Source organism: Xylophilus sp. (assembly GCA_009914555.1).
Taxonomy (GTDB): Bacteria; Pseudomonadota; Gammaproteobacteria; order Burkholderiales; family Burkholderiaceae_C; genus WNDY01.
Genome location: WNDY01000034.1, coordinates 22,296 through 34,559 on the forward strand (window position 1 = coordinate 22,296; position 12,264 = coordinate 34,559).

A 12,264-nucleotide genomic window follows, 5' to 3' on the forward strand; every position below is an offset into this window, starting at 1 on the left:
GCTCAGGCGGCCGCGCGGCGCACCAGCGCACGGTCGTAGAGCATCACGCCGACGGCGCAGAGCCCCAGCGCCACGCCGAGCAGGCAGGTGCCGGCCCAGCCGCCGTGCTGCCAGGCGGCCGAACCCAGGGCCGAGCCGGCGGCCGCGCCGATGAAGTAGCTGGTCATGTAGACCGCATTGATCCGCGAGCGGGCCTGCGGCTCCAGCTGGTAGACCACGTTCTGGTTGGTGATGTGGCCGCCCTGCAGCGCCAGGTCGATCAGCAGGATGCCGGCCAGGAACCAGGCCATGCTGCCGCCGCCCAGCCAGAGCGCGCCCCAGCTTGCCACCAGCAGCACCGCCGCGCCGGCCGTGGTGGCCTGGCCATGGCCCTTGTCGGCCAGCCGGCCGGCCGCGTTGGCCATGAGCGCGCCGGCCACGCCCAGCAGGCCGACCAGGCCGATATGCGCATCGCCCAGGCCGAAGGCCGGCCCCGACAGCAGCAGCGACATGGTCGAGAACATGGCGCTGACCGAGGCGAACGACAGTCCGCCCAGCAGTGCCCGGCTGCGCAGCCGCGGATGGCGCGCGATCAGCCGGCCCAGCGAGCGCAGCGTGCTGCCGTAGCTCGGCGGCGACGGGTTGCGCGATCGGGGCAGCACCAGCCAGAGCGCCGCGGCCAGCACCAGCATGGAAATGCCGGCGGCGCGGTAGACGGTGTTCCAGCCGCCCCAGGCCGACAGCAGCCCGGCCACGCTGCGCGCGGCCAGGATGCCGGTGAGCAGGCCGCTCATCACCAGCCCCACGGCCCGGCCGCTGCGGCGCGGGTCGCTCAGCGTGGCGGCCATCGGCACCAGCACCTGGGCCGCGACCGAGAACAGCCCGGCCATGGCCGTGCCGGCGAACAGCATCGCGAAGCTGCGGGCGAAGCCGCTGATGAAGAGGCCGACGGAGGCCAGCAGCATCAGGCCCACGACCAGCCCGCGCCGCTCGCACTTGTCGCCCAGCGGCACCAGCAGCAGCAGGCCGACGGCATAGGTCACCTGCGCCAGCGTGACGGTGAGGGCGGACCGGGCTTCGCTCACGCCCAGGCCGACGGCGATGGAATGCAGCAGCGGCTGGTTGAAGTAGTTGCTGCCGGCGCAGAGGCCGCAGGCCCCCGCCATCAGCAGCAGCACGGGGGTGGAGAGATAGGCGGCGGCCTGCGGCGGCGCGCCCGCCGCGGCAGAAGGGGACTGGGTCATGGAGGGGAAGCAGAGGGACCGGAGGTACGTTTTGCGCAAGTATCGGACCTCGGGGCCGGATCGCGGTCCGGCACCGCCGCATAACCCTGCGGCACACCCTACACTTTCTTCATGCCGCCCACCGCCGCGCCGCCGCCCCTGCCGTCCCGCCTGCAGACGCTGCCGCGCGAGGCGCGCGACACGCTGTTCCTGCTCGCGGTCGTGGCCTGGCTGGTGGCATCGCAGTCGGCCCATCTGCCGCTGTGGACCGCCGGCTTCGCCGCCGCCATGCTGGGCTGGCGCGCCTGGCTGGCCTGGGCCGGCCGGCCGCTGCCGGGACGCCGGGTGCTGGGCGCGGCCCTCGCACTGGCCGTGGCCGGCACGGTGGCGAGCCACGGCACGGTGCTGGGGCGCGACGCGGGCGTGACCCTGGTCGTCGTGCTGCTCGCGCTCAAGACGCTGGAGCTGCGGGCGCGGCGCGATGCGCTGGTCATCTTCTTCCTGGGCTTCTTCACGATGCTCACCCAGTTCTTCTTCTCGCAGTCGCTGCCGGCCGCGATGGCGATGCTGGCCGGGCTCATGGGCCTGCTGGCCGCGCTGGTCAACGCCCACATGCCGGTCGGCCGCCCGCCCCTGCTGCTGCCGCTGCGCACCGCGGGCACGATGGCGCTGCTGGGGGCGCCGGTGGCCGTGGCGCTGTTCCTGCTGTTCCCGCGCGTGGCGCCGCTCTGGGGCACGCCGGCCGATGCGGTCATGGGCCGCACCGGCCTGTCGCCCACCATGCAGGTCGGCACCATCGCCACCCTGGCGATGAACGAGAGCATCGCCCTGCGGGTGCGCTTCGACACGCCCGACGGCGCCCCGCCGCCGCAGCAGGCGCTCTATTTCCGCGGCCCGGTGCTGGCCAGCTTCGACGGCAGCACCTGGCGCGAGCTGCCAAGCGACGCCACGCCCCGCCTGCCCACGCCGGCCGAGCTGGAGGTGCGCGGCGCCCCGGTGCGCTACGAGGCCACGCTGGAGCCGAGCCAGCGCCCCTGGCTGCTGGTGCTGGACGCGGTGCGCGACATGCCCGCGCTGCCGGCCGGCACCAGCGCGCGCATGAATGCCGACCTGCAGTGGATCGCCAGCCGGCCGCTCGGCGACGTGCTGCGCTACCGCGCCGAGAGCTACCTGGACTTCCGCCACGGCCCGCACGGGAAGACGCCCCGGCTCGATCCCTATGCCGCGCTGCCGCCGGGCTCCAACCCGCGCACCGCCGCGCTGGCCGGCGAGATCCGCGCCCGGCTGGGCAGCGGCGCCGGCACCCAGGCCCTGGTCGACGCCGTCTGGCAGCGCCTGCGCACCGGCGGCTACACCTACACGCTCGACCCCGGCGTCTACGGCACCCAGACCGCCGACGAGTTCTGGTTCGACCGCAAGGAAGGCTTCTGCGAGCACATCGCCTCGTCCTTCGTGATCCTGCTGCGGGCCATGGGCGTGCCCTCGCGCATCGTCACCGGCTACCAGGGCGGGGAACGCAACCCGGTGGACGGCTACTGGACCATACGGCAGTCCGACGCCCATGCCTGGGCCGAGGTCTGGTACGAAGACCGCGGCTGGCAGCGCGTCGATCCGACGGCCGCCGTCTCGCCGGGCCGCGTCGGCGCCTTCGAGCGGCTGCGCCCCGCGCCCGGCGTGTTCGCCGCCGCCGTCGGAGCCATGGTGGCCCCGGGCTTCGTCACCCGGCTGCGCGCGGTGTGGGAGGCGGCCAACAACGGCTGGAACCAGTGGGTGCTCAACTACACCCAGGGCCGCCAGCTCGACCTGCTGCGCGCGCTCGGCATCGAGGCGCCCGGCTGGGAAGACCTGGGCTATGCCACCGCCGGCCTCGCCGTCCTCACCGCGCTGGGCAGCGCGGGCTGGGCCTGGCGCGGCCGCCGCCAGGACCCCTGGCTGCGCCTGCTCGCACGCGCCCGCGCGCGTTTGCAGCGCGCCGGCCTGGCCGCGCCTGCCGCCACGCCGCGCGCCCTCGCCCGCCAGGTGCAGGCGCTGCGGGGCGGCGAAGCCGGCGACGCCATCGCCGCCTGGCTGCTGCGCCTCGAAGCCCAGCGCTATGCCGCCCACGGCACGCCCGCCGCACTCGCTGCGCTGCGCCGCGATTTCCGCACCCTGCGCTGGCCGCCCCGGGCACCGGCGCAGCCCCCCGCCTCCGCACCGTCCTCTTCCTCCAGATGACTCCTGCCTTCCCGACCGCGACGAGGCCCATGCCGGCCCGCGCCCTGGCTGCCTGCTGCCTGCTCGGCATCGCCTGCGGTGCCCTGACCGCTTCTGCGGCCCACGCGGCAGGACACCGCAAGGCTGCCGCCACGCCCGCCAGGAAGGCCGCGGCCGCCAGGCCCCAGCCCCCGGCCGCCGGCCCCGCCTATGCGACCCGCCCCGACGCCATGGCCTTTGCCGACGACCTGGCCGCGCGCCGCGGCCTGGATGCCGCCTGGGTGCGCGAGGCGATCGGCAGCGCCCGCCTGCTGCCCCAGGTGCCGCGCCTGATGCTGCCGCCCGCCAACCCCGCGGCCAGGAACTGGCGCGCCTACCGCGGCCGCTTCGTCGAGCCGGTCCGCATCCGCGCGGGCCTGCGCTTCTGGGACCAGAACGCCGCCACGCTGGCGCGGGCCGAGCGCGAGTGCGGCGTGCCGGCCGGGATCATCGTCGGCATCATCGGCGTGGAGACCATCTACGGCCAGCAGACCGGTGCTTTCCGCGTGCTCGACACGCTGGCCACGCTGGCATTCGACTTCCCCGCCGCGCATCCGCGCGCGGCCGACCGCACCGCCTATTTCCGCGGCGAACTGGAAGAGTTCCTGGGCCAGGCCGCTCGCGCCGGCTGCGACCCGGGCGCCGCGCGGGGCAGCTATGCGGGCGCCACAGGCATGCCGCAGTTCATGCCGTCGAGCATCGCGAAGTTCGCGCTCGACTACGATGGCGACGGCCGCATCGACCTGCTGAACAGCCCGGCCGACGCCATCGGCTCGGTCGCCAGCTACTTCGCCGCCCACGGCTGGAAGCCGGGCCAGCCGGTGTGGTTCCCGGTCGGGTTCGACGACGCGCGGCTGCAGCGCGACGTGCTGCTCGCGCCCGACATCCTGCCCACCTTCAGCGCCCAGCGCATGGCCGAACTCGGCGTGATCCTGCCGCCCGAGGCCGCGGCCCATGCCGGCCCGCTGGCGCTGGTGGAATTGCAGAACGGCGGCGACGCGCCGACCTACGTGGCCGGCACCGAGAACTTCTACGCGATCACGCGCTACAACTGGTCGAGCTACTACGCGATGGCGGTGGAGGCGCTGGGACGGGCGGTGGCCGCAGCGCGAAAGAACTGATACCCCACCCCCAAGGCTCTACAGCGCAAGTGTCCAGGGCGGTTTGGACCTATACCCCTGCACAGCCGCAGAATGGAGGATGACGCTCAGAGCCGGCGCATGCGGCAGCCCGCCACCGGCAGCTCGGCCTCGGCGGCCGGAATGTCGCGCACGACCGCGAAGCCGTAGCCCGAGCCCTCGACGTCGAAGCGCACGCCGGGCGTGCCCTGGCGCTGCATGCGGCCCACGACCAGCGGCTGCTGGAACTGGTGGTCGGCCGCGCGCATGCAGCCGCTGCGCCCGGCGAGCTGCACGCGGGCCGTCTCCAGGAAACGGGCCACGGCCGCGGCCTCGGTCGAGCCGGCGCGCTCGATGGACTGCACCAGCGCCTCCACCAGCAGCTGCATGCGCAGGTGCACGTAGTCGTCCTGCGGGTTGGGGAAACGCTTGCGAAAGTCCTCGTAGAAAGCCTGGCTCTGCGGCGTGGGCACGTTGGGCAGCCAGTCGGCCACGGCCAGCACGCGGCCGATGCCGGCGTCGCCCAGCGCCGCCGGCGCGCCGAGCGCGTTGCCGTAGAAGGTGTAGAAGCTGCCGTCGTAGCCGGCTTCGCGCGCGGCCTTGACCAGCAGCGTGAGGTCGTTGCCCCAGTTGCCGGTGACGACGGCGCGCGCACCGCTGGCCTTGATCTTGGCGGCATAGGGCGCGAAGTCCTTCACGCGGCCGAGCGGGTGAAGCTCCTCGCCGACGATGCGCACGTCGGGCCGCTGGCGGGCGATCTCGCGGCGCGCCGCGCGCAGCACCGTCTGGCCGAAGCTGTAGTCCTGGCCGATCAGGTAGGCGCTGTCGACCGCCTTGTCCTCGCGCAGCACCTGCATGAGCGCGGCGATGCGCATGTCGGCGCTCGCGTCGAAGCGGAAGTGCCAGAAGCTGCAACGCTCGCCGGTCAGCACCGGGTCGACCGCGGCGTAGTTGAGGAACAGCACGCGGCGCTGCGGCTCGCGGGTGTTGTGCTTGTTGATCGCGTCCAGGAGCGCCGCGGCCACGGCCGAGGAATTGCCCTGGAGCACGAAGTGCGCGCCGTCGTCGATGGCCGAGCGCAAGGCCGACCGCGCCTCCTCGTTGCTGCCCTTGCTGTCGTAGCGCACGAGCTGCAGGTCGCGCAGCGCGCCGGCGCCGTCGGGCGCCAGGCGCACGCCGCCGCGCGCATTGACCCGCTCGACCGCCCACAGCAGATTGCGGAACACGGCCTCGCCGGTGTTGGCGAAGGGGCCGGAGAGGCTTTCGATCATGGCCAGGCGGATCGGTCCGCGGCTGTCGTCCTGCGCGCGTGCGGCCGGCATCCCGGCCGGTCCGCATAGCGCCGCCGCCGCGGTTTTCAAGGCTGCGCGGCGCGAAATATTCATCATGAAACATCCCTTGAATTCATCCGTGGGGCGCGCACCTGCTTGCCCAAGCGGCCATCGGCCATCACGGTTCGAGCGCCGCTCAGTTTAATGAATGCCCCCTACAGGAGTGACTTCCATGTTCTTCGCCCCCGTTCTCCGCCGTGCTGCCTACGCCACCGCCCCGCGCTCGTTCGACCGTGCGCTGGAGCGCTTGTTGCACGACGCCCTGGCCGGCGCGCCGACCACTGTGTCGCCGCGCGGCCGCGGCTATGCGATCACGCAGGACGACAAGGCCTACACCGCGCAGATCGACGTGCCCGGGCTGTCGCGCGAGCAGCTGACCGTCGGCATCGAAGGCAGCGTGGTGCGCGTGGAAAGCGTGAAAGACGCCCCGCGCCAGTACCGCGCCGCCTACGAGCTGCCGCAGGAGATCGACGTGGCCGCCAGCAGCGCCAGGCTCGACAAAGGCGTGCTCACGCTCACGCTGGCCAAGAAGGCGCCGGTGAGCAACGCGGCCACGCTGGCCATCGACTGAAGCCCGCGCCAGCCAGCACAGGAAAGCCGGACCTTCGCGGGAAGGCCCGGCTTTCTGCTTGTGTGATGCGCCCTACTGCAGGTCGTACTTCAGTTCCGCGTGGTAGGTGCGCTGCGGGTACGGATGGAAGTTCCAGTACCGGTAGTTGTTGAGGTTGTCGATGCCGAAGGCCACGCTCCACTGGTGGTCGATCTTCCAGCGCGCCCGCACGTCCACCGTGAAGAAGCGCGAGACGCCCATGTAGGTGAAGCCGTTGACGTCGCTGTTGTCCAGCGTACGGAACTGGCTGCCGCTGTAGCGCGCCGCGGCGCTGGCCGACCAGCCGTTGTCGAAGCGCCAGCCGGCTTGGAGCGTGGCCCGCCAGCGCGGTATGTTGGGCTGGCGTTTGCCGAGGGTGTCGCCGGGCACGCTGACGTAGCCGGCATTCTCCTTGGTATCACCGATTCGGCGTAGGTCAGGCTGCCCGACAGGTCCAGCCCCTGGAGCAGCACGTTCTCGCCGGTGAGCGAGGTCTCCAGGCCCCAGGTCTCGATGCGGCCGACGTTCTGCACGCGGGTGACGGTGGCGTTGGCCGCGGTGTCGAGGATGCTCTGCGAGAACAGCGCGTCGCGCGTGGTCTCGCGGAAGGCGGTGACGCGCCACAGCGCGCTGCCCAGGTCCTTCTCGATGCTGAGTTCGCCGGTCCACGAACGCTCGGGCCGCAGGTTGGGATCGTTGATGTAGCGCGAATTGGTGGTCGAGGTGGCGCCGTACAGCTCGAACACGGTGAGCATGCGCACCGCGCGGCCGAGCGATGCCTTGAGTACCGTGTCCTCGGCCCAGCGGTAGGACAGCGCGGCCTTGGGCGACAGGTAGTGCGAGCGGCGCGGCGCCCAGGTCTGGTCGTAGCCGCCGGCGGCGATGCGGGTGACGCCGTCGCGCGCCGTCCAGGTCTCCGAGCGCAGGCCCAGCACAGCGAGCCAGTCCGGCGCGAAGCGCCAGCTGTCCTGGCCGTAGAGGCTTTGCCGCTGCGTGCGGCCGCCGACCTGGCTGGCGAGGCTGGAGCCGGGGGCGCCGGGCGCGTCGCGGGTCCAGTCGCTGGCGAGGTTGGAGGTGAGGTAGCGCAGGCGGTAGCGGTCGAACTGGTAGCCGAAGTCCACCACGTGCGTGCCCCGCGGCCCCTGCGGCCGCCAGGTGCCGGCGAGGCGCAGGTTGGCCCAGCCGGTGCCGCTGCCGTCGGCCAGCGTGCCCGGGCCGCCCGTGAGCGCGGCGGGCAGCACGGCGGCAGTGCCGTTCTGGCGCTTGTCGTCCTTGTCGTAGTCGTAGAGGCTGGCCGCGGCCTCCCAGTCGAACGTGCCCTGCGTGTTCGACTTGAGCGACAGGCCGTGCATGAAGTGGGTCAGGCTCTCGTTGGTGAGCGCGAAGTCGCTGCCGGTCAGCGCCGCGTACTGCCGTCCGTCGATCACGACCGGCCCGCTGGTGAGCGTCTGGCCGGTGGCGGCGTTGGTCAGGTAGGACGCGGAGCGTCCGCGCGAGTCGTTCTGCCACACGCCCAGCAGGTAGCTGGCGCGCAGCGTGGGCGTGATGTCGTAGGCCACCTTGGCCTTGAGGTGGTCCTGCCGCGTGTGGTACTGCGTGCCCGAGCCGATGACGTAGACCGGCGCGCCGGCGGTGTTGCGGTCGGCCACGGCGCCGCTGGCCGCGGTACCGCTGGTGGGCGCGGCGCCGGTGCTCGCGGCCCGCGTGGCGAAGGTGAGCGGCTGGCTGTCGCCGTCGGTGCGGTCCACGTGCAGCCACCACGACCAGTCGCCCTGGCGGTTGCCGAGCGAGGCGCTGGCCTGCCAAGTGTGGTAGGTGGCATGGGTGGCGTAGAGGTTGAACGGCTGGCTCGCGTAGCCGATGCGCGCATGGGCCTCGAACCCGGTGGGCATGCGGGTGAGATAGTCGACCACCGCGCCGACCGAGTTGCCGGGGTAGGCGGCGGAGAACGGGCCGTACATCACGTCCACCCGCTCGATCTCCTCGGGCGTGAACATGCCCCAGCGCGGCGGAAAGCCGAGGCCGCCCGTGCCGTTGCCGAGGAAGTTCGACAGCAGGATGCCGTCGGCATAGACGGCCGAGCGCGCCGAATTGCCGGTGCCCGAGGCGCGGCTGGAGAGGATGGCGTGGTTGTAGTCGCCCGCATAGCGCTTGCGCACCAGCAGACTCGGGAAGTACTTGAGCGCGTCCTCGCTGTCGGTGGCGTTGACGCGCTCGGCGATGGCCTCGGCATCGATGCTCTCGGTGGTGGTCGGGATGGTGGTGAGCAGCGACGACGGGCGGCCGGACTGGATGGTGATCACGCCCAGGTCCTTGACGGCGGGGGCGGCGTCGGCGGCCTGGACGGCGGCGGCCGGCAGGGTGAGCAGGGCCGCGACCAGCGGCCGCGGGGCGAAGGGAATCGTACGGGTGGAACGGATGGCCTGCATGGCGTGCTTTCTTCTGAAACGGAGGCGAGGCCGCACCCGCGCACACGGATGGCGGCGGGTCCGGCAGGAAGCGAAGGGGTTTCAGGAGAAGGCGGGCGGCCCGCGCGGCGGCAGCGACGCGCCGGCCATCCAGGCCAAGCGCGCGGCTACGGCCGGCCGCAGCGCGTGGGCGCAGGCGCAGTGCGGCACGAAGGGCGGGATGTGCTGGCGCGGCGGCGGGCCGGCCAGTGTCATGCACAGCGGGCAGTCCATGCCGGCGGAGAGCTTGACGACGCTGCCGTCGTCGCCTGCGACGATGAGCTTCATGCCGCTGGCGCCGGCGCAGACCATTTCGAACGAGGCCAGCCGCAGCGCGGCGCTGGCCACGGACACGGCGACGAAAAGCGCAAACCAGGCCAGCACGAGACTGGCCAGGAAGCGGGCATGTCGCAAGGTCTGCATGGGCGGCGACTGTAGCAAAGCCGGTCTGCACCAGCCCGCGCTCCTTTGCCCCGTCCGAACTTCAGCGCGGCACGCAGCCCAGCCGCGACGTGGGCGCCCGCCCCAGCGCCTGCAGGATGCCGCGGCCCGCATCGAGCAACCGGCCGAGGTCGATGCCGGTCTCGTAGCCCATGGCGTGCAGCGTGTGGACCAGATCCTCGCTAGCCACGTTGCCCGAAGCGCCGGCCGCGTACGGGCAGCCGCCGAGCCCGGCCACAGAGCTGTCGAAGATGCGCAGGCCCATGTCCAGCGCCGCGCAGGCGTTGGCGATGGCGGTGCCGTAGGTGTCGTGGAAATGGCCCGCGAGCTGCCGCGCGGGAATCTCGCGCAGGCACGCCTCCAGCAGCGCGCGCGTGGAGGCCGGGGTGCCGCGGCCGATGGTGTCGCCCAGCGAGATCTCGTGGCAGCCCATGTCGAGCAGCCGCCGGGCCACGCGCAGCACGGCCGCGGGCGCGACCGGCCCTTCGTAGGGGCAGCCCAGCACGCAGGAGACGTAGCCGCGCACCGGCACGCCGGCCTCCAGCGCCCGGCGCAGCACCGGCGCGAAGCGCTCGAGGCTCTCGTCGATGCTGCAGTTGATGTTGCGCTGCGAGAAGCTTTCGGAGGCGGCGCCGAACACCGCCACCTCGTCGCAGCGCGCGGCCAGTGCCGCCTCCAGTCCCTGCAGGTTGGGCGTGAGCGCGCTGTAGCAGACGCCGGGCGCGCGGGCGATGCGCTGCATCACCTCGGCGCTGTCGGCCATCTGCGGCACCCACCTGGGCGAGACGAACGAGGCCGCCTCGATGAAGCGCACGCCCGCGGCGGCGAGCTGGTCGACCAGCACGACCTTGGCGGCCAGCGGCACGTGCCGCGCCTCGTTCTGCAGGCCGTCGCGCGGGCCGACGTCGACGATCTTGACCTGGCGGTCGGTGGCGCTGTGCATCTGCGGCCCCGGTCAGAACAGCTTGACCAGCGCCGGCACGCTCAGCACCGCCGTGTAGTAGCCCATGAACTGCACGCCGATGTTGAAGCCCACCAGCCGCTCCAGGAAGCCGCCGAGCATCCCGACCGACAGGATCACGAGCAGGCCCAGCGGGCCGCCCTCCCAGAGGCCGATGACCAGCACCAGGCCGATGAAGGTGGCGATCACCGCCTCGTGGCTGACCTTGCGCGCGACGAAGGACGCCGCGCGGTGCGCATAGTTCATCGCGAACGGATAGGCGACCAGCAGCGCGATGACCACGGCGGCCAGGCTGAACCAGAAGAACTCCGGCACGGAGAGCATGTTGTGCAGGTTGTCGATGCGGCCGGTCGCGCTGTCCACGGAGAAGCGCGGCGGGGCATTGAACAGCGGGCCGGCCGGGCCCGCGGCCACCGGGCTCAGGGGCAGGCCGAAGGCAATCAGCGGGATCAGCGTCTCGGCGATGTAGGTCGACTCCGAGATGCCGTTGCGCGCGGTGATCACCGTGGTGACGCGCTCGTGGGCCTGCTTGATGCGCCCGCCGATGATTTCGCCCACCACCACGGCCATCGCCACCGGGCTGAACACGAAGGTGGCGCTCGACACGGCCGCGGCCGCGGCGGTGACGCGGACCTGCCGCCGGCTCATCACCTTCAGCGGATTGGGGAAGTAGCCGGTCCATGCCTTCATGTCAGGCGCCAGCGAGAACAGCTTGTACTGCTCGCGCCGCATGCCCTGGCGCGCCTGCGGCGACAGCAGCGAGAACAGCGAGGCGATCAGCGGCGCCACCGCGATGCCGAGGAAGTAGCTGACGGAGAGCTTCACGCCGTACTTCACCGTGAGGTTCTGCAACGCCACGATCAGCAGCACGAACGGGACCAGTGCCAGCATGGCCGCCCAGCGCCCGGCCGAGAAATAGGCGATCAGGAAGGCCGCGCAGAGGAACACCCAGGGCGCGAACTGCTTGATCATCTCGCCGAACGGCGCCAGCACCATCGCGCAGGCGATCGAAATCGGCACCGCGATCAGCGCCGCGAGCGCGCCGCCGGAGATCATCTTGCGCAGCGCCACGTGCGGCACGCCGAGCCGCCGCAACTGGTTGGCGTCGCCGATCAGCGCGACCGCCGAGGTATCGCCGGGAATGCCCAGCAGGGCCGTGGGCACCGCGTGCGTCATGTGCTTGGCGACGGCGCCGGCGATGAAGAAGGACAGGACCGAGGCCGGCGGCGCGCCGAGCAGCACCACCAGCATGGTCAGCGGCGCCAGCGTGGTGGTCTCGTCGGTGCCCGAGATGAGGCCGATGGCCGAGAACAGCACGGCGCCCAGCAGCGCGAAGCCGACCGCGTTGAGTATTTCCATCATCAGCGGGTCCATGGTCAGGCTCCCGTCTCGCCCAGCGCGGGCGTGAACGGCCCGGGCCGCTGCTGCGCCGACCGGCCCTCGCGCCCGGGAGGCTGCGCATGCGCATGCTGGATCTGCTCGAACAGTTCGTACAGTCCGAGCTCCCGCAGCTCGGCCGCGACTTCCGGGGACAGGTCCTCGATACGGCCGATGTCACCGTACTGTGCAACCAGGTCGGCCACGACGGCGCTGCGCAGCTTCTCGTCCACCACCTCCTCGACCACCGTGCGCTTGGGCTTGAAAAATGCGGCGCTGACCACGCCGCCGATCAGGCAGCCGAGGATGCCCGCCAGCATCGCGTAGGCCGGCACCATCTGCGGATCCGACAGCAGGCGGGCCAGCGACCAGCGCGCCGAGAAATAGGTGCCGAGGCTGATGGCCGCGCCCAGCGCGACGGCCCAGGCCAGGTGCCCGGCGTCGATGGTGTCGCCCCAGACCTCGTACAGGGCGGGGCGCCCGGCGGCTGGCGCCAGCGGCGCCGGTTGTGCATGCTGCTGCATGGTGTCTTCCTCCATCGGTGGATGTGTGCTTGCGGTTGCGGT

The 12,264-nt window shown here is 72.2% G+C and carries 10 protein-coding genes and 1 pseudogene; 3 read left to right on the forward strand and 8 right to left on the reverse strand.

Going from position 1 to position 12,264, the window contains the following annotated elements; genetic code table 11:
• Positions 1-2: 2 nt before the first annotated feature.
• Positions 3-1,223, reverse strand: coding sequence for an MFS transporter (locus GAK38_RS15100; protein ID WP_325345494.1), 1,221 nt, complete (start codon positions 1,221-1,223; stop codon positions 3-5).
• Positions 1,224-1,334: 111 nt separating this feature from the next.
• Between GAK38_RS15100 and GAK38_RS15105 the strand changes: the two genes are divergently transcribed.
• Entirely contained in the window at positions 1,335-3,416 is a 2,082-nt protein-coding gene (locus GAK38_RS15105; protein WP_325345496.1) for a transglutaminase family protein, read from the forward strand.
• A gap of 29 nt (positions 3,417-3,445) precedes the next feature.
• A complete protein-coding gene (gene mltB, locus GAK38_RS15110; RefSeq protein ID WP_443089224.1) occupies positions 3,446-4,555 on the forward strand; it encodes a lytic murein transglycosylase B in 1,110 nt (369 codons plus the stop codon).
• Positions 4,556-4,641: 86 nt separating this feature from the next.
• Here the strand turns inward: mltB and GAK38_RS15115 are convergent, their stop codons facing one another.
• Complete coding sequence (locus GAK38_RS15115; protein ID WP_325345545.1) at positions 4,642-5,937, reverse strand: branched-chain amino acid ABC transporter substrate-binding protein; 1,296 nt, start codon at positions 5,935-5,937, stop codon at positions 4,642-4,644.
• 118 nt (positions 5,938-6,055) lie between these two features.
• Here GAK38_RS15115 and GAK38_RS15120 point away from each other — a divergent pair, with 118 nt between their 5' ends.
• Entirely contained in the window at positions 6,056-6,454 is a 399-nt protein-coding gene (locus GAK38_RS15120; protein WP_325345498.1) for an Hsp20/alpha crystallin family protein, read from the forward strand.
• A gap of 72 nt (positions 6,455-6,526) precedes the next feature.
• Here the strand turns inward: GAK38_RS15120 and GAK38_RS15125 are convergent, their stop codons facing one another.
• From GAK38_RS15125 to GAK38_RS15150, 6 genes and pseudogenes are all read right to left on the reverse strand, one after another.
• Positions 6,527-6,826: a TonB-dependent receptor domain-containing protein gene (locus GAK38_RS15125; RefSeq protein ID WP_325345547.1), complete on the reverse strand. Its 300-nt coding sequence runs from the start codon at positions 6,824-6,826 to the stop codon at positions 6,527-6,529.
• A pseudogene (locus GAK38_RS15130) lies at positions 6,712-8,901 on the reverse strand (TonB-dependent receptor); the annotation flags it as partial. The pseudogene GAK38_RS15130 and the gene GAK38_RS15125, both read right to left, overlap by 115 nt.
• Before the next feature lie 81 nt (positions 8,902-8,982).
• A complete protein-coding gene (locus tag GAK38_RS15135) occupies positions 8,983-9,342 on the reverse strand; it encodes a DUF2946 domain-containing protein (RefSeq protein ID WP_325345500.1) in 360 nt (119 codons plus the stop codon).
• 61 nt (positions 9,343-9,403) lie between these two features.
• Positions 9,404-10,303 (reverse strand): hydroxymethylglutaryl-CoA lyase, encoded by a 900-nt coding sequence (locus GAK38_RS15140; RefSeq protein WP_325345502.1) that lies wholly within the window; start codon positions 10,301-10,303, stop codon positions 9,404-9,406.
• A 12-nt stretch (positions 10,304-10,315) separates the two neighbouring features.
• Complete coding sequence (locus tag GAK38_RS15145) at positions 10,316-11,695, reverse strand: tripartite tricarboxylate transporter permease (RefSeq protein WP_325345504.1); 1,380 nt, start codon at positions 11,693-11,695, stop codon at positions 10,316-10,318.
• A 2-nt stretch (positions 11,696-11,697) separates the two neighbouring features.
• Positions 11,698-12,222: a hypothetical protein gene (locus tag GAK38_RS15150; protein WP_325345506.1), complete on the reverse strand. Its 525-nt coding sequence runs from the start codon at positions 12,220-12,222 to the stop codon at positions 11,698-11,700.
• Positions 12,223-12,264: the final 42 nt, after the last annotated feature.

Excerpts from the sequence above, each read along its gene's own strand:
- GAK38_RS15115 (WP_325345545.1), bottom strand. The coding sequence starts at position 5,937 with ATGAATATTTCGCGCCGCGCAGCCTTGAAAACCGCGGCGGCGGCGCTA.
- GAK38_RS15120 (WP_325345498.1), top strand. The coding sequence starts at position 6,056 with ATGTTCTTCGCCCCCGTTCTCCGCCGTGCTGCCTACGCCACCGCCCCG.
- GAK38_RS15105 (WP_325345496.1), top strand. The coding sequence starts at position 1,335 with ATGCCGCCCACCGCCGCGCCGCCGCCCCTGCCGTCCCGCCTGCAGACG.
- mltB (WP_443089224.1), top strand. The coding sequence starts at position 3,446 with ATGCCGGCCCGCGCCCTGGCTGCCTGCTGCCTGCTCGGCATCGCCTGC.
- GAK38_RS15140 (WP_325345502.1), bottom strand. The coding sequence starts at position 10,303 with ATGCACAGCGCCACCGACCGCCAGGTCAAGATCGTCGACGTCGGCCCG.
- GAK38_RS15100 (WP_325345494.1), bottom strand. The coding sequence starts at position 1,223 with ATGACCCAGTCCCCTTCTGCCGCGGCGGGCGCGCCGCCGCAGGCCGCC.
- GAK38_RS15135 (WP_325345500.1), bottom strand. The coding sequence starts at position 9,342 with ATGCAGACCTTGCGACATGCCCGCTTCCTGGCCAGTCTCGTGCTGGCC.
- GAK38_RS15150 (WP_325345506.1), bottom strand. The coding sequence starts at position 12,222 with ATGCAGCAGCATGCACAACCGGCGCCGCTGGCGCCAGCCGCCGGGCGC.
- GAK38_RS15145 (WP_325345504.1), bottom strand. The coding sequence starts at position 11,695 with ATGGACCCGCTGATGATGGAAATACTCAACGCGGTCGGCTTCGCGCTG.